Here is a 15553-nt window from a genome sequence, read left to right as displayed (position 1 = left end):
TGCCCCTCATCCGCCTGCCGGCACCTTCCCCCGTATAGTGTGACGGGGAGAAGGAAGAAGCTCCAACGCCGCTCAAATTCTGAGGTCGGAGAGGTAGCTGTTGGCAGCGATCGAGGCGGCGTAGGCAGCAGGATCGAGTTCCGTGAAAAGCAGCGCCTCGCCGGTTTCGGGCGCTTCGGCCAGCATCGTGCCGTCGGGCGCGACGATGCCCGACAGGCCGGCATAGGAAAACAGCGCATCGCCTCCGCAATGATTAGCATAGGCGACGAAGACCTGGTTTTCGAAGGCGCGCACCGGGACCAGCTTGCGCGCGATGAATTCGGCGTGGTCGCTGGCGGGAAGCGCAGTCGGCACGATCACCGCCTGCGCCCCAGCCTGCGCCAGACGACGGACGTTTTCCGGGAATTCGACATCGTAGCAGATCAGCATCCCCAGCTTCATGCCCCGATGCTCGACGATGCAGGCGGCGGGCTTTCCGGGTAAGAAGAGCTTGCGCTCGTAAGGGCCGAAGAGGTGCGACTTGCGATAGACGACGCTGCGCCGGCCATCGGCGTAGATCGTACTGTTGAAGATTGTTTCGCCGTCGCGTTCGGCGAAGCCGACGACCAAAGCCACGCCGGTCTCGCGTGATAGGGCGGTTAGCCGTTTCGACAGATCGCCGTCGGCCGGCTCGGCAAGCTCTGAAATCATGTCGCCGGCGCCGTAGCCGGTGACCGCCAGTTCCGGTGCGACGAGAAGGTCGGCGCCGTTTTCGGCAGCTTCCCGCGCGGCCTTCTCGATGCGGAAAATATTGGCCGTCCGGTCGCCGGCCACCGCGTGCATCTGGAGCGCGGCAAGCTTCATCAGTTCTCCTCCGACGACATGGCGCCGAGCAGCCGCCTGATGTCGCCGAACCAGGCGATCAGGCCGAAGACCAGCGCGGCGATCGCCACGAAGAAAACCGAAACGGCGGCCATGGTCGGCGTGTAGCCGTAGCGCAGCGCGTTGAATATCTTGATCGGCAGTGTTTCCATGACGAAGCCGATTGTCATGTAGGCGACGATGTATTCGTTGAGCGACAAGACGAAGGCGAAGGCGTAGCCGGAGACCAGATAGGGCAGGATCAGCGGCAGAACGACGGTTTTCAGCACGGTGCGGTCGTCCGCCCCCATAGTCGAGGCGGCCTCGACCAAAGAGCGGTCGATCGACGCAAAGCCGAGCGACAGCGTGACCAGCGGCAGGGTGACGAAGAAGATGGCGTGGCTGATCGCCGCCGTCCAGGGCTGGCCGTAAAGGCCGACCGTCGCCCAGAAGGTCAGGAAACCGAGCGCCGTGATGACCGGCGGCAGGACGAAGGGCGCGACGCCGAGCAATTGGAAGATGTTGGCCCATGGCGCAATGCGCCGCCACAGAAACCAGGCCAACGGCAGCGCGATAGCGACCGCGAGTGCGGCCGACGTGAGCGCCAGCACCACCGAGGCGATCAGCGCGCGCCGCCATTCCGGATCGAGAAAAATCTGCGCGTACCAGGAGAGCGAAAAGCCGACCGGCGGGAAGGCGAGATCCTGCTTTTCGTTCACCGAGACGCCAGCGACGACGATCAGCGGTGCTGCGAGGAATAAAGCCACAGCGACGAAATAGAGCCGGCGAAGGAACATCTGCTTCATAGCGCATTCTCCTTGCGCCCGACGAGCAGGGTCAAGCCGACCAGCGCCAGCGAGATCAGCACCAGGAACACCGCCATGGCCGCTGCGAATGGCATGTTCGACTGGTAAATCGCCTGATCGGTGATCAGCACCGACAGCGTCCAGTGCTGCGGCCGGCCGAGGATTTGCGGCAGAAGATAAGAGCCGAGCGCAAATACGAAGACCATGATCAGCGTCGCGACGATGGTGTTTCGCAGGGCCGGGGTTACGACGTTAACGAAGGCGCGGACCGGCGATGCGCCGAGCGTGCGCGCGGCCTCCAGCAAAGTCGGATCGAGCCTCACCAGGGCCGGGTAGAGCACCAGGATCGTATAGGGCAGCGCCTGATATACCATGCCGGTCAGCACCGCGCCGAAGCCCGGCAGCAGCGCCACGGGCTCCTGCATCAGGCCGAGCCAGACGAACAGATTGGTGATGCCGGCAGTGCGCGAGAACAGCGTCGACCAGGCAAAACCAATGATGACCTCGGACAGGGACAGAACCGACAGCAGGCAGACCAGCCAGACGGTCTGCACCGCGCGCGAGCGCCGGGTGAGCATATAGGTAAAGGGAAAAGCGATGACTACGCAGCAGATCGCGACCATCACCGACAGCATCAGCGAGAAACCGAGCACCCTTCCAAAGAAGGCCGACAGGAAGCGCGCGTAGTTGTCGATGACAAAATCGGGCGTGTAGAACCCCGCCGGGTCGCGCTTGAAGAAGGAAACTGCGATCATCGTCGAGAACGGCATGACGAAGAAGACGACCAGCATGATCGCCGGGAAGAAAAGCGGCGTGTAGTCGGCTAGCGATTTCGGCGGCTCGCGTCTCACGACTTCACCACCACGCATGCCTCGGGCGGCAGGATAATGCCGACATTGTCGCCAGCGGCGACATTGACCCGCTCGCGCGGCGTGGAGACCGCGATAATCGTGGCGCCACCCGCCTCAACGAAGGTTTCGATGGTGCCGCCGAGATCGCGCACGAAGGTGACCGTGCCGGGGATCGCGCCGGGGCCCGGCTTGCCAAGCCGCACGTCCTCAGGCCGGATCGAGATCGACGCCTTACCGGTTCCGGCCGGCAAAGCCAGATCGGGGATCACTTGCCCGAGAACCGTGGCGCGGCCGGAGCTATCGGCGGTGACATCCAGGAGATTGGTCGAGCCGATGAAATCGGCGACGAAGGCGTCGGCCGGCTTGCGGTAGATCTCCATCGGCGAGGCGGCCTGGCGGATGCGCCCCTCGCCCATGACGACGACGATATCGGCCATGGTCATGGCCTCCCGCTGGTCGTGGGTGACGACGAAAGTGGTGATGCCTAGCCGCTGCTGCAACTGGCGCAGCTCGACCTGCATGGATTCGCGCAGTTTCGCGTCGAGCGCCGACATCGGCTCGTCGAGCAGGAAGAGCTTCGGCGACAAAGCTAGCGCCCGGGCGATGGCGACGCGCTGGCGCTGGCCGCCGGAAAGTTTTGCCACCGGACGGTCGGCGAAGCCGGGCAGGTGGACGAGCTTCAAAAGCTCCTCGGCGCGCTTCTTCTGCTCGTCGCGTGAAGCGCCGCGGATGCGCAGGGCGTAGGAAATATTGTCGCCCACGGAAAGGTGCGGGAACAGCGCCAGCGACTGGAACACCATACCGAGATTGCGCTTATGCGTCGGCACGGGGGTGATGTCCTCGTCGTCGAGGATGATGGCGCCCTCCGTCGGCTCCTCGAGGCCGGCGATCATGCGCAGCAGCGTGGTCTTGCCGCAGCCGGACGGGCCAAGCAAGCAGACGAACTTGCCGTGCGGCACCGACAGATTGACGTTGTTGACCGCTTTGAAGTCGCCGAATTGCTTGGTGACGTCTTGCAGTGCCAGTCCGGACATAGCTTCACCCGCCTCTGGGGTTACCTGGGCCGCCGACGGCCGGCCGACTAGTTGAGATCTTGCAGGCGGTCTAGCGGGTTTTGTAGCCCCTCATCCGCCTGCCGGCACCTTCTCCCCGTAGAAAACGAGGAGAAGGTAAAGCGGCAAATTGATGGCTCTCTCCCCCAGGGTGAGGGCTGCGCCCACGCTACGCCGCGACGATCAGCTCGGTCCACTTCTGGTTTATCCAGTCGGACTTGGTGGTGTAGAGGTCGTAGCGCGGCAGGATCGGCGGAATCTCCGACGACACAGCCGCGAATTCCTCGGCCGTCAGGTCGAGCACGTCCTTCTTCAAGGTCGGTGCCGTGCCGACCTTGCGCGACATCAGCCCCTGGATAGCCGGCTGGCTCATATAGTCGATGAAGACATGGGCTTCGTCGATCTTTTCGGAAGCGCGCGACAGAACCCAGTTGCCCGAATCCTGGATGCCGCCTTCCTTCGGGAAGGTCGAGCGGACCGGCTGGCCGTCGGCTGCGGCGAGGCCCGTCACGTCGTGATAGTATTGGCCCATCGGGATTTCGCCGGACTTCAGCGCCTGCTCGAACTGGGCCTCGTCGCGGTACCAGAGGCGGACGTTCGGCTTCAGTTCGGCAAGCTTTTCCATCGCCTTGAGGATGCCTTCCTCGGAGTCGAGCGCGTTGGTGCCGCCCATGAAGGTCGTGGAGGTCACTTCGAGCAGGAAAGAGTTGGAGGCGAGCGCAAGAAGGCCGAGCTTGTCCTTGGTGGCTGGATCCCACATGTCGGCCCAGGACGTCGGAGGCTCCTTGTAAACGTCGGTGTTGGTGACCAGCGTGATGTACCACGCCACTGCCCCGACGCCGGCGATGCGGCCATCCGGATACTTGCTGGAGAAATGCGGGAGCAGGCTGTCAAAGCTCTTGATCCTGGCCGGGTCAATCGGCGTCCACAATTCGGTCCCGAGGCCCTTCAGGGTGGAGGTCTGCGACATCATCGAAACGTCTGCCGGAGCTTGGCCGGCCTTGGCGGCCTGTTCGAGCTGCACCAGCCAGGCCTCACCGGTCGGCTCGGCGATCGATTCGACGGCGATGCCGGTCGCCTTGGTGAACTCCGGAAAGATGTTCTCGTCGAAGGAATTTTTGAAATAGCCGCCATAGACGCCGATCTTCAGCGACTTGTCCTGAGCCCGCAGGATGGACGGCATCGCCAGCATGCCAACACCGGCAAGGCCCGCGCCCAGCACCGCACGGCGGCTCACTTGGCCATTCAGAACTCGTTTCATTGTTGTTCTCCTCTGTTTGCCGGCTTTGCGGCTGTTCCCTTGTTTCTGGTTCATTAAATCACCGGGGCGATTGCGCCTCAATGACGATGCCAGCATCTCAGGCGCGGTCTTTCCGCCGGGTTTGTTTCTGTTTTATGTCAGGCTCCCTTGCCTGTGATAGCCGGGCTGAACACCATCAGGCTCAGGATCTCGAACAGGACCTGCGCGCTGGCATGGGCAGTGTTGGTGGTGGAGTCATATTGCGGCGCGACCTCGACGACGTCGCCGCCGACTAGATTGACGCCCTTGAACCCGCGGATAATTTCGAGCACCTCGCGCGTCGTCAGCCCGCCGACTTCCGGCGTGCCGGTACCCGGTGCAAAGGCCGGGTCGAGACTGTCAACGTCGAAGGACAGGTAGGTCGGGCCGTCGCCGATAATCTTTTTCGCTTTTTCGATGACGGCCGGAATGCCCATGCCGGAAATTTCCTCGGCGTGAATGACGGTCATGCCGGACTCGTAGGTGAACTCCCACAGATATTCGGCAGAGCCGCGAATGCCGATCTGGATGGTGCGCGTCGGGTCGAGCACGCCGTCGAGCACCGCGTTCCGGAACGGTCCGCCATGGTGGAACTTGGTCAAATCGTAAGCGCCGCCGGTGTCGCAATGCGCGTCGATGTGGATCATGCCGACAGGCCGCTCCCTGCCGACCGCCTTCAGGATCGGATGGCTGATCGAATGGTCGCCGCCGACAGACAGCGGGATGACGCCGGCTTCGACGATCTGATTGATGCGGCGCTCGATGTCGTCATGACTGAGCTCAAGCCGGTAGCGGCTCTGGAAGCGGACGTCGCCAATGTCGGCAACACGTAGATCCTGCACCGGGGCGCAATCGAGCACGTGGTTGTAGGGACCGATGCGTTCGATGGCGCGCAGCGCGCGCGGACCGAAGCGTGAGCCCGGCCGATTGGTGACGCCGAGATCCATCGGCACGCCGACCATAGCGACCTGCAGGTCGCCGAAATCCGGATCGTCGTGGTCGACCGGCAAATAGGGTGCGGTGAGGAATGTCGGGATGCCCGAATAGGGCGCAAGCCGTGTGCCGCTCTTGGTGAAGATCTTGTCGGCGACGCGCCGGAACTGCGGGTTGAACAGTTCGCCGCCATGGCTTTCGCCATATTTCTGGCGAAGCGCTTCGAGCTTTCCGCGATCGTAGCCCATTTCGGTCTCCTCTTTCGGTACGGACACCCGACAACCCGCGCCGGCCATCGCTGGCCGCGTCGTGCTGTCCCCGGGCATGCCCTCCACGTCTCTTCTTATTTTTGTGCTGTCCCGAATTGATGCGGCAGCGCCGTTGGAAAATCAATTGATATTGTTGTAGCGTCCGGTGTGAGGTTTTCTCACAGTTGGACCGATATCCATGGCCAAACGCCTGCCGCCGCTCAACCCGTTGCGGGCCTTCGAGGCGACCGCCAGGCATGGCTCGCTCACCAAGGCGGCGGGCGAACTCAACGTCACGCATGGCGCAATCAGCCACCAGATCCGCGCGCTGGAACAGTCGCTCAAGGTAAAACTGTTCGACCGCGCCGGGCAGAAGCTGAAGCTGTCGCCGCATGGGGCCGAGCTTTTGCCGGCCGTCTCAACCGCTTTCGACGGCATCGCCGCCGCCACCCAGCGCATGACGCGGCCGTGCAGTTCCGGCGCGCTGTCGGTCAGCTGCGTACCGGCTTTGCTGTCGCTGTGGCTGATCCCCAGGCTCGGCAGCTTCACCGCGCAATATCCCGACATCAGGCTGAAGCTCGTCGGCTCCAACGACGCGGCAGACATTCGCTCACCCGACATCGACGTCTGCCTGCACTATGGCGACGGAAGCTGGACCGATTGCTGGCTGAAGAAATGGTCGGATTTGGAGCTGTTTCCGGTGGTCAGCCCGACACTGATCAATAACCGGCCGATCCGCACCGTTCGCGATCTTGCGGACCACGTGATGCTGCATGCCGACGACGGGCGTGAATGGCACACATGGCTCGCGGCCGCTGACGCGCTGGATCTCGCCCGCGGGCAGCGTCACCATATGAGCGACGCGCATCTGGCGATCGGGGCGGCGATTCACGGCCATGGTGTGGCGCTGGGCGATTCCGTCACCGCCAGTGGCCTGCTCGCCAAAGGTCAGTTGGTCACGCCGTTCAACCTGTCGGTGCCGGCCGTCGACGCCTTCTACGTGGTGTGCCGCAACGAGGTGAAGTCGGCGCCGATCGCCCAGGTGTTCATCGACTGGCTGTTCGCCGAGCGGGACCAGTCGGCCGGCGGCGCGGATGCGGCGGTCGCCGGCCAGATCGCGATCCGCCGACGCCGCTCGCCGCAGAAGCAAGGCGCGGTTGCCGCGGGGTAGGCCGGCAGGGTTGCATTTTTGTCGGTCCAGCGCTGCAATCCGAAAGCGCGGCGGCATTTTCGGTGCTATAGGCGCAGTCTGGCAAATCGGGAAGGTGCAAATGGTGGCACGGACGGACATTGCGCGGCGCGTCTACAACCACACCTGGAAGCTCGATCCGATCGTGCGCAGCCTGCTCGACACGGATTTCTACAAGCTCCTGATGCTGCAGATGATCTGGGGTATGTATCCCAAGGTTGACGCGACCTTCTCGCTTATCAACCGCGCCACCTCGGTCAGGCTTGCCGACGAGATCGACGAGCAGGAGCTGCGTGCGCAACTCGACCATGTCCGCACGCTGCGCTTCACCAAGAAGGAAATGATCTGGCTGGGCGGCAATACTTTTTATGGCCGCAAGCAGATATTCGAGCCGGAGTTCCTGGCGTGGCTGGAGGATTTCCAGCTGCCGGAGTACGAGCTGCGCAAGCGAGACGGGCAGTTCGAACTCGAATTCCACGGGCCGTGGATGTACACGACGATGTGGGAGATACCCGCGCTCGCCATCATCAACGAGCTGCGCTCGCGCGCGGCGATGAAGGCCTTCGGGCCCTTCGCGCTCGACGTGCTCTATGCCCGCGCGAAAGCAAAGATGTGGGCCAAGACGGAGCGGCTGAAGAAGTTGCCAGGTATCCGCATCTCGGATTTCGGGACACGCCGGCGGCACAGTTTTCTGTGGCAGCGCTGGTGTGTCGAGGCCCTGAAGGAAGGCATTGGCGAGGCCTTCACCGGCACCAGCAACGTCAAGCTAGCTATGGACACCGACCTCGAGGCGCTCGGCACCAATGCGCACGAACTGCCGATGGTGCTGGCGGCGCTCGCCGACAGCGAGGCGGAGCTCAGGAAGGCGCCCTACAAGGTACTGCGGGACTGGCAGCGCTACTATGGCGGCAATCTTTTGATCGTGCTGCCCGATGCCTTCGGCACTGCGGCCTTTCTGCGCGACGCGCCGGACTGGGTGGCCGACTGGACCGGCTTCCGCCCGGACAGCGCTCCACCGATCGAGGGCGGCGAGCGCATCCTCTCCTGGTGGCGCGAGAAGGGCAAGGATCCCCGCGGCAAGCTTCTGATCTTTTCGGATGGGCTGGAGGTCGACACGATCATCGAGACCTACAAGCATTTCGAGGGAAAGGTGCGCATGTCCTTCGGCTGGGGCACCAATCTGACCAATGATTTCGAAGATTGCGCGCCGCAGGAGACGGACGGCCTGAAGGCGATTTCGCTGGTCTGTAAGGTGACAGAGGCGAACGGCCGGCCGGCCGTCAAGCTGGCCGACAATCCGGCCAAGGCCACCGGCGACCCGCGCGAAATCGAGCGCTATTTGCGGATATTCGGCAAGAAGGACCGGGTGGAGCAATTGGTGAAGGTTTAAGGGGCCCTTCGAGGTGGCCGCGATCGTTCGCCCAAGTCTGCTACTACAACACCCCTCTGTCCTTCCGGACATCTATGCGCTTCGCTATCTGGCCCTTGCGCTCGCACTAGTGCTCCTGGCGCCCACTCCCGCTTTCGCCCACGCCTCCGAGCGCGGCCATGTGCTTCTGCTGCCGACCGGCTACTATGTGATTGGCGGGGCAGTGGCCGTGGCAGCGAGCTTTCTCGTTCTGGCCGTGCTCCCGCCGAACCTGCTCGGGCGCGCAGCGGCGCTGCGCCTTCCGCTCGGCCGGATCGGCGACGGCGCGAGGCTGTGGACCAGCCTGCTTTCCTTCGCGATCCTCGCCGTGCTGGCCGCCGCCGGCTTTCTCGGCAGCCGCGATCCGCTATCCAACCCGCTGCCACTGGCGGTCTGGACATTGCTCTGGGTCGGGCTGACGCTGGCGCAGGGCGCATCCGGCAATTTCTGGGCGTGGATCAACCCGTGGTATGGGCCGTGGCGGCTTGTCTCTGCCGCATTTCCGAATCCAGACCGCCGCACCATGCCGGCCTGGTTCGGCTACTGGCCGGCACTGTTCCTGTTTGCCGGCTTTGCATGGTTCGAATTGGTCTACCCCGCTCCCGACGATCCGGCACGGCTGGCGCTCGCGGTCGCCCTGTACTGGCTGGCAACGTTCGTCTGTATGATGATCTTCGGCTACGAGGGCTGGAGCCGGTGCGGCGAATTCCTTTCGGTGTTCTTCCGCATGGTTTCGCGCTTTGGGATCGTGGAAGCATCGCCGAAGGAGGGGGACGGGAAACGTCGCCTGTCGCTGTGCTTTCCCGGCGCAAAACTGTGGCGCGCTGAATCGCTGCCGCCGAGCGGCATGTTCTTTCTCCTGCTGACGCTGAGCTCGGTATCTTTCGACGGCTTTTCAAAGACATTCACGTGGCTCGGCTTCAATGGCGTCAATCCGCTGGAATTCCCCGGCCGCTCGGCGCTCGTCGGCATCAACAGCACCGGTCTCGCGCTGATGTTCGCAGCGCTCGCCTCGATCTATCTGCTGGCGGTGTTTGCGGGCGAGCGGCTGGCCGGCAGCGGTCAATCGTTCAAGAAGGCTGCGGGCCTGCTGGTCTGGTCGATCGTGCCGATCGCGCTCGCCTACCATTTTTCGCATTACCTGACCGCATTGCTGGTCAATGGACAATATGCGCTGGTGGCGATTTCCGATCCGTTCGGACGGGGTTGGAACCTTTTTGGAACGGCGCATCTTCATGTCGGTGCCGGCGTCGCAATGGGCTCCGGCGCCGCGTGGACCATCTGGAATTTTCAGGCGGCGGCTATCATAGGCGGGCATGTGCTGGCCGTGCTCATTGCGCACGCGCTGGCTTTCCGCCTGCATCCATCGCAGACGAAAGCCGCGATCAGCCAATTGCCGCTGACATTGCTGATGATTTTCTACACGGTTTTCGGGCTGTGGCTGCTGTCGGCACCGACCGCCGGATGAGCCTGCCGAGGATTGCGAAATAACGCTGCGGCAGCGCACTTGCCATGCCCAGGGTTTGGTGATTTAGTTTGTACACATGCAATTTTCCGCTTCGAAAATGGGCGAAGCGAGCACGCGTTCATAACTCGAAAACAAGGGGAACCGGCATGATCGACCAGTCCAGGAATTCGGGCCTGAAAGGCCTGAACCGCCGCACCGCGCTGAAAGGACTGGCCGCGTCGGCCGGCCTGATGGCGGCGCCCGGCTTCGTACGCTATTCGCAGGCGCAAAGCTCGGCTCCGATCAAGATCGGCTTTCAGGCGCACCGCACCGGCATCGGCGCCGCTTATGGGCGCTGGTACGAGAAGACTACCGCCGCCGCGCTCAAGCTCATCAACGAGGCAGGCGGCATTAACGGCCGGCCTGTCGAGATCATCACCGAGGATGACGGCACCGATCCCAAGCGCGGCGCTGAGGTGGTGGGCAAATTCGCCAGCCAGCACAAGACCGATATCGTCTTCGGCACGCTGTTTTCGCATGTCGTGATCGGCTCCGCGCCGACCGCCGGTGAACTGAAGATGCCCTACTACGTGGTCAGCGAAGGCCATCACGTCGCCTCGACCAAGATGAACCGCTATTGCTTCCAGCCGGGCATCACCGACGTGAAGAGCCAGGTGATCTCGATGGCCCCGTGGATCGCGGGCAATGTGGGCAAGAAGATTACGATGATCTATCCCGACTTCGCCTTCGGCCACGATCACCGCGATTATTTCACGCCGGCCATTAAGGCGCAGGGCGGTGAAGTCATCGCCCAGATCCCGATTCCGCCGACCGAAAGTTCCTTCACGCGCTACTTCCCGCAGATACCGGCGGAAACCGAGGTGATCTACCACGTCATGGTCGGCCCTGCGGTCCTCACCTTCGTGAAGGAACTCGGCGAGTTCTACGGTACAAACCGGCCGCAGCTGTTCGGCTTCATCGACTCGCTCGAAGCAGTCGACATGGCGAGCCCCGGCCTCGAATTCCTCGAAGGCAGCCATTTCTGGGAAGGCATGCCGCGCTATCTCCAGCCGGACGCCTCCGAAGCCGTGAAATTCTACCGCGACGCGGTGGGTATCGACGAGAATGGTGCGGCGGTCGGCGATCCCAAGGATGTGTCGACGGCCTCTCACATGTTCGGCTGCTGGGAGACACTCTATGTTATCAAGCAAGCGATGGAGGCGGCGGGCTATCAGGGTCCGGACGACCGCGCCAAACTCGTCGAGGCAACGGAAGCGCTGACGGAATTCAAGGAAGGCAAGGAACACCCGCAGGGCGACAAGATTTTCAACGGCAAGATCCACCAATGCTTCGGCCACCAGAACATCTCGATCGTCGAGGGCGGCAAGCTGAAGGTCGTGCACCGGACCTCGATCGAGGACGGCCTCTACGAGCCTGAAGGCGATTACACCACGCAGCCGCTGTAATCCGGCGGGATGAGACCGCCGAATTCTACAATGCCCACTCTGCGCTGCCGGGCGGAGTGGGACACCTTACATGCATCTCCAATGCGGCCTGCCTGAATGTCCTTCGGCCCCCATCTCCTCCTCGCCACGCTTGAAGGCCTCGTCACCTCCGCGGTGCTGGCGCTAACGGCGCTGGGCCTGTCGCTGGTGTTCGGCGTCATGCGTGTGGTCAATGTCGCGCATGGCGAGTTTTTCATGCTAGGAGCGGTTCTCGCCTGGTGGATCGCGTCGCTGGCCACCGGCCATCCGGCGATCGGCTTTCTGCTGGCGCTCGGGGTCAGTCCGCTCATCGTTGGCGCGATCGCGCTGGTTGCAGAGCGGCTGGTGCTGCGAAGGCTGGACTACAATCCCGAAGCCACTATCGTCGCCACTATCGGCATGCTCTACATCATCCAGCAGTTGGCGTTGACGTTCTATGGTCCCGAGGCGCGGCCGGTCGAGGCGCCGTTCAGCTATCGCATCCTGTTCCCGTGGTTCGGCTATTCCGGCTACAAGCTCTCGGTCATCGCCTTCTCCGCAATCATGCTTCTGGCCACCTTGTTCGTGCTGACCCGCACGAAGATCGGCCTGGTCATGCGCGCCACGCAATACGACAGCGAAACCGCGCAGGCCTTCGGAATCCCGGTCGGCCGCGTCTATGCCGGCGTCTTCGCGCTGGGCGCGATGTTGGCGGCAATCGCCGCGGTACTGATCGTGCCGATCCAGCAGGCGCATTACCTGATGGGGCTCGACCCGCTGCTCCTTTCCTTCATCGTTGTGATCATAGGCGGCCTGGGATCGCTGCGCGGCACCGTCGTCGCAGCCGTGCTGATAGGCCTGAGCGACGGCATCATCTCGGTGTTCTTCTCGCCGACGCTCGCCAAGATCATCGCCACGATGATCGTCGCCATGGTGCTGGTATTCCGGCCGCAGGGCCTGTTCGGCACGGCGGCCAGATGAAGCAGGGAAACTCGGCCAGCAAAGTCTATTTGCTGCACGGGGCAGTCATCGCTCTGCTGTTCGCGCTGAACTTCCTTCTGCCCGAATATCACCACGGCGTGCTGGCGCGCGTCATGGTGCTCGCGGTATTTGCCATGGGCTACAATTTGCTGTTCGGCTATTCCGGCTTGCTCAGCCTCGGCCACGCAATGTTCTTCTCGGCGGGGCTTTACGGCGCGGGACTGACCGTCTCGCATCTCGGCTGGACCATGGCGGCTGGCTTTGCCGCAGGCCTCGTTTCCGGCGCGCTGCTCGCCTTGATCATAGGCGTGCTTGCGCTGCGTACAACCGGCGTCGCCTTCATGATCGTCACCATGATGTTCGCCCAGGTGTTCTATTTGCTGACGCTCTATTTCGCGGAATGGACGCGCGGCGACGAGGGTTTTGTGCTCACCCAGAATGCACGCAGGATCGATATGGGTGACCTGCATTTCAATCTGACAGACCCGGCGACCCGATACCTGGCCGCGCTGTTCCTTTTCTCCGTCGTGCTTCTGGCGACTCTGGCGATCGTCCGCTCGGCGGATGGAAGGGTACTGGTGGCTATCCGCGAAAATGAGGAGCGCACGCGGATGCTCGGCTACGATACGTTTGCCAACAAGCTCGCTGCCGTCGTCGTTTCGGGCGTGATCTGCGCAGCCGCAGGCGCTGCCTATGCGCTCCTGTTCGGCTATGTCGGCTCGACTTTCGCCACGGTGCAATATTCAATCCTGCCGCTGCTCTGGGTGCTGCTCGGCGGCGCGGCGACCACTCTGGGCCCGCTGATTGGGACCCTTTTCATGTTCTATGTGGTCGACATCACCAGCGGCTACACATCCGCTTACCTCCTGATTGTTGGCATCGCGCTGATCCTGCTCGTGCTCTATTTCCCGAAGGGCATATTGGGCACGGTGCGCGAGCGGTGGATAAGATGGCTGCCATGACGCCGCTGCTGACGACACGAGGCCTGTGCAAGAACTACGGCGGCCTGCGCGCCGTCGACGGCGTCGACTTTGCTGTCATGCCCGGCGAGATCCGGGCCGTGATCGGACCCAACGGAGCCGGCAAGACAACCTTCGTCAGCCTGATTTGCGGCCGTGTGCCCCCCTCCTCCGGCCAGATCGTCTTCGACGGCAACGACATCACCGACCTGCCGGCGCATGAACGCGTGCGGCGCGGCATCGCCTACACATTCCAGATCACCAGCGTGTTTTCCAATCTCACCGCCTACGACAATGTCGCGTTGCCGGTGCAGCGCACGCTGACCGACAGGCGCTCCAGGGGGCACCTGCATTCCGGGGTAATGTCGGCGCTCGAGCGCACCGGCCTCGCCGACCGTGCGGACAGGATTGCCGGGGCGTTGTCCTACGGCCACCAGCGCTTGCTCGAAGTGGCGATGGGCTTGGCGCTGAAGCCGCGTTTGCTCATCCTCGACGAGCCGACGCAAGGTTTGTCCGACGGCGAGATCGAAGGTTTTATGCAGCTTGTGCGGGAAATCGCGCGCGACGCGACGGTGCTCCTGATCGAACACAATATGCAGGTGGTGATGGGGCTGGCCGACCGCATAACCGTTATGAACGCCGGCAAAATCCTGGCCGAGGGGACCCCCGACCAGATCCGCGCCAATGCCGAGGTCCAGCGCGCCTATCTCGGGACGGAAGCATGACGGCCGCGCTGACGATTTCCGGGCTCGACTGCTTCTACGGCGAGGTGCAGGTACTGCACGGCTTGAACCTTGAACTCAGGAAAGGCGAGGTGCTCTGCCTGCTCGGCCGAAACGGCGCAGGCAAGACAACGACGCTGAAAGCGATCATGGGACTGGTGAAAGCACGCTCCGGCTCGATCATGCTTGGCGACAGCGACTTGACGAAACTTGCCGTGCATGACGTGCCCAAGGCCGGCGTCGCCTATGTACCGCAGGGTCGGCGGCTGTTCGCCGAAATGACGGTCGCCGAAAACGTCGAAATCGGGCTGATGACGCGCGGCAAGGGTGAACAGACCCGCCAAAGCGTGCTCGAGCTTTTTCCGCTGCTGCGCGACCGGCTTCGCCAGCGTTCCGGAACCCTGTCGGGCGGCGAGCAGCAGATGCTGGCGATGGCCCGGGCGCTGTGTCTCGAACCCGACGTGTTGCTGCTCGACGAGCCCACCGAAGGGCTGATGCCGTCGATGATCGCGAAGATACGCGAGACGGTGGCTAAACTGCGCGAACGCGGCGTTTCCACTATTCTGGTCGAGCAGCGGGTCGACGCCGTCCTGTCCGTCGCCGACCGCGTGTCGTTTATCGAGAACGGCCGCAACCGCGAGACCGTCGGCGTGGAAAAACTGCGCGAGGATCCGGCCTTTGTGCAGCGCTATGTCGGGGTGGGATAAGGCCTTCGCCGAGAGAGGCAAGCTTAGACCAGTCGCACTCCCGCTTCGCGCATCGTGTCCGTCATCTGCTTCAGCGAGCCACCGAGATCGATGGCGCGGCTGGCGTCAAGCCGCACGGTCGTATGAAATCCCTGATGCACCGCATCGAGTGCCGAGTAGGCGACGCAATAATCCGTCGCCAGCCCGACCAGCGTAATCTCGCCGATGCCCCTTTCGCGCAGATAGCCGGCGAGGCCGGTCGGCGTTGCGTGGTCGTTTTCGTAGAACGCCGAATAGCTGTCGATCGCCGTACGGAATCCCTTGCGGATGACCATTTCGGCCTTCGTCCATTCAAGGGCCGGGTGGAATGCTGCGCCCTCCGTGCCCTGGATGCAGTGGTCGGGCCACAGCGTCTGGCCGCCATAAGGCATCTGGATCGTCTCGAATGGCTGTTTGCCGGGATGGCCCGACGCGAAGCTCGCGTGACCGGCAGGGTGCCAGTCCTGCGTCAGGACAACATGCTCGAAGCGTGCAATCAGGTCGTTGACCAGCGGCACGATCTCGTGCCCGCCGGCCACCGGAAGCGCACCGCCGGGGCAGAAATCGTTCTGCATGTCGATGACGATCAATGCCTGCTCGTTCATGAAAGGTCTGCCCTATACCTGGCCGCTGCCGAGGTTCGACCGAAA

15 protein-coding genes are annotated in these 15553 nt (G+C 63.0%); 8 read left to right on the top strand and 7 right to left on the bottom strand.

Going from position 1 to position 15553, the window contains the following annotated elements; all coding sequences use genetic code 11:
- Positions 1–72: 72 nt before the first annotated feature.
- The 6 genes from ABVK50_RS27060 to speB form a co-directional block, all read right to left on the bottom strand.
- The gene (locus ABVK50_RS27060; RefSeq protein ID WP_353643650.1) at positions 73–843 is read right to left on the bottom strand and encodes a carbon-nitrogen hydrolase family protein; all 771 of its coding nucleotides are present in this window, start codon (positions 841–843) and stop codon (positions 73–75) included.
- On the bottom strand, positions 843–1646 hold the full coding sequence (locus ABVK50_RS27055; RefSeq protein ID WP_353643651.1) for an ABC transporter permease: 804 nt from the start codon (positions 1644–1646) through the stop codon (positions 843–845). Before ABVK50_RS27055 ends, ABVK50_RS27060 begins: the two co-directional genes overlap by 1 nt.
- The gene (locus ABVK50_RS27050) at positions 1643–2497 is read right to left on the bottom strand and encodes an ABC transporter permease (protein WP_353643652.1); all 855 of its coding nucleotides are present in this window, start codon (positions 2495–2497) and stop codon (positions 1643–1645) included. The genes ABVK50_RS27055 and ABVK50_RS27050 overlap by 4 nt, the downstream gene beginning before the upstream one ends.
- Complete coding sequence (locus ABVK50_RS27045) at positions 2494–3531, bottom strand: ABC transporter ATP-binding protein (RefSeq protein WP_353643653.1); 1038 nt, start codon at positions 3529–3531, stop codon at positions 2494–2496. Before ABVK50_RS27045 ends, ABVK50_RS27050 begins: the two co-directional genes overlap by 4 nt.
- 187 nt (positions 3532–3718) lie before the next feature.
- Positions 3719–4810, bottom strand: a complete 1092-nt coding sequence (locus tag ABVK50_RS27040) for an extracellular solute-binding protein (RefSeq protein WP_353643654.1) — start codon at positions 4808–4810, stop codon at positions 3719–3721.
- Between the two features lie 137 nt (positions 4811–4947).
- Entirely contained in the window at positions 4948–6009 is a 1062-nt protein-coding gene (speB, locus tag ABVK50_RS27035) for an agmatinase (protein WP_353643655.1), read from the bottom strand.
- Positions 6010–6208: 199 nt separating this feature from the next.
- Between speB and gcvA the strand changes: the two genes are divergently transcribed.
- The 8 genes from gcvA (at position 6209) to ABVK50_RS26995 (ending at position 14885) form a co-directional block, all read left to right on the top strand.
- A complete protein-coding gene (gcvA, locus tag ABVK50_RS27030) occupies positions 6209–7180 on the top strand; it encodes a transcriptional regulator GcvA (RefSeq protein ID WP_353643656.1) in 972 nt (323 codons plus the stop codon).
- A gap of 103 nt (positions 7181–7283) precedes the next feature.
- Positions 7284–8588: a nicotinate phosphoribosyltransferase gene (gene pncB / locus ABVK50_RS27025; protein ID WP_353645791.1), complete on the top strand. Its 1305-nt coding sequence runs from the start codon at positions 7284–7286 to the stop codon at positions 8586–8588.
- A 70-nt stretch (positions 8589–8658) separates the two neighbouring features.
- Complete coding sequence (locus ABVK50_RS27020; protein ID WP_353645792.1) at positions 8659–10074, top strand: hypothetical protein; 1416 nt, start codon at positions 8659–8661, stop codon at positions 10072–10074.
- Between the two features lie 146 nt (positions 10075–10220).
- Entirely contained in the window at positions 10221–11519 is a 1299-nt protein-coding gene (locus tag ABVK50_RS27015) for an ABC transporter substrate-binding protein (RefSeq protein ID WP_353643657.1), read from the top strand.
- A gap of 96 nt (positions 11520–11615) precedes the next feature.
- The gene (locus tag ABVK50_RS27010) at positions 11616–12497 is read left to right on the top strand and encodes a branched-chain amino acid ABC transporter permease (protein WP_353643658.1); all 882 of its coding nucleotides are present in this window, start codon (positions 11616–11618) and stop codon (positions 12495–12497) included.
- Positions 12494–13459 (top strand): branched-chain amino acid ABC transporter permease, encoded by a 966-nt coding sequence (locus ABVK50_RS27005; RefSeq protein WP_353643659.1) that lies wholly within the window; start codon positions 12494–12496, stop codon positions 13457–13459. Before ABVK50_RS27010 ends, ABVK50_RS27005 begins: the two co-directional genes overlap by 4 nt.
- Positions 13456–14181, top strand: a complete 726-nt coding sequence (locus ABVK50_RS27000) for an ABC transporter ATP-binding protein (RefSeq protein WP_353645793.1) — start codon at positions 13456–13458, stop codon at positions 14179–14181. The genes ABVK50_RS27005 and ABVK50_RS27000 overlap by 4 nt, the downstream gene beginning before the upstream one ends.
- The gene (locus tag ABVK50_RS26995) at positions 14178–14885 is read left to right on the top strand and encodes an ABC transporter ATP-binding protein (protein WP_353643660.1); all 708 of its coding nucleotides are present in this window, start codon (positions 14178–14180) and stop codon (positions 14883–14885) included. Before ABVK50_RS27000 ends, ABVK50_RS26995 begins: the two co-directional genes overlap by 4 nt.
- Before the next feature lie 23 nt (positions 14886–14908).
- Here ABVK50_RS26995 and pncA read toward each other — a convergent pair whose 3' ends face one another.
- Positions 14909–15508, bottom strand: a complete 600-nt coding sequence (gene pncA / locus ABVK50_RS26990; protein ID WP_353643661.1) for a bifunctional nicotinamidase/pyrazinamidase — start codon at positions 15506–15508, stop codon at positions 14909–14911.
- Positions 15509–15553 lie beyond the last annotated feature (45 nt).

The sequence above is a fragment of the Mesorhizobium sp. WSM2240 genome, assembly GCF_040438645.1.
Classification (GTDB): domain Bacteria; phylum Pseudomonadota; class Alphaproteobacteria; order Rhizobiales; family Rhizobiaceae; genus Allomesorhizobium.
The sequence above is the reverse complement of the archived record's forward strand: the minus strand, read 5'-3'. Positions and strand labels throughout refer to the sequence as shown.

Bases quoted from the DNA above. Each gene is read 5' to 3' on its own strand.
- ABVK50_RS27060 (WP_353643650.1), bottom strand. From the start codon at position 843: ATGAAGCTTGCCGCGCTCCAGATGCACGCGGTGGCCGGCGACCGGACG.
- ABVK50_RS27055 (WP_353643651.1), bottom strand. From the start codon at position 1,646: ATGAAGCAGATGTTCCTTCGCCGGCTCTATTTCGTCGCTGTGGCTTTA.
- ABVK50_RS27045 (WP_353643653.1), bottom strand. From the start codon at position 3,531: ATGTCCGGACTGGCACTGCAAGACGTCACCAAGCAATTCGGCGACTTC.
- ABVK50_RS27040 (WP_353643654.1), bottom strand. From the start codon at position 4,810: ATGAAACGAGTTCTGAATGGCCAAGTGAGCCGCCGTGCGGTGCTGGGC.
- speB (WP_353643655.1), bottom strand. From the start codon at position 6,009: ATGGGCTACGATCGCGGAAAGCTCGAAGCGCTTCGCCAGAAATATGGC.
- gcvA (WP_353643656.1), top strand. From the start codon at position 6,209: ATGGCCAAACGCCTGCCGCCGCTCAACCCGTTGCGGGCCTTCGAGGCG.
- ABVK50_RS27015 (WP_353643657.1), top strand. From the start codon at position 10,221: ATGATCGACCAGTCCAGGAATTCGGGCCTGAAAGGCCTGAACCGCCGC.
- ABVK50_RS27010 (WP_353643658.1), top strand. From the start codon at position 11,616: ATGTCCTTCGGCCCCCATCTCCTCCTCGCCACGCTTGAAGGCCTCGTC.
- ABVK50_RS27005 (WP_353643659.1), top strand. From the start codon at position 12,494: ATGAAGCAGGGAAACTCGGCCAGCAAAGTCTATTTGCTGCACGGGGCA.
- ABVK50_RS27000 (WP_353645793.1), top strand. From the start codon at position 13,456: ATGACGCCGCTGCTGACGACACGAGGCCTGTGCAAGAACTACGGCGGC.
- ABVK50_RS26995 (WP_353643660.1), top strand. From the start codon at position 14,178: ATGACGGCCGCGCTGACGATTTCCGGGCTCGACTGCTTCTACGGCGAG.
- pncA (WP_353643661.1), bottom strand. From the start codon at position 15,508: ATGAACGAGCAGGCATTGATCGTCATCGACATGCAGAACGATTTCTGC.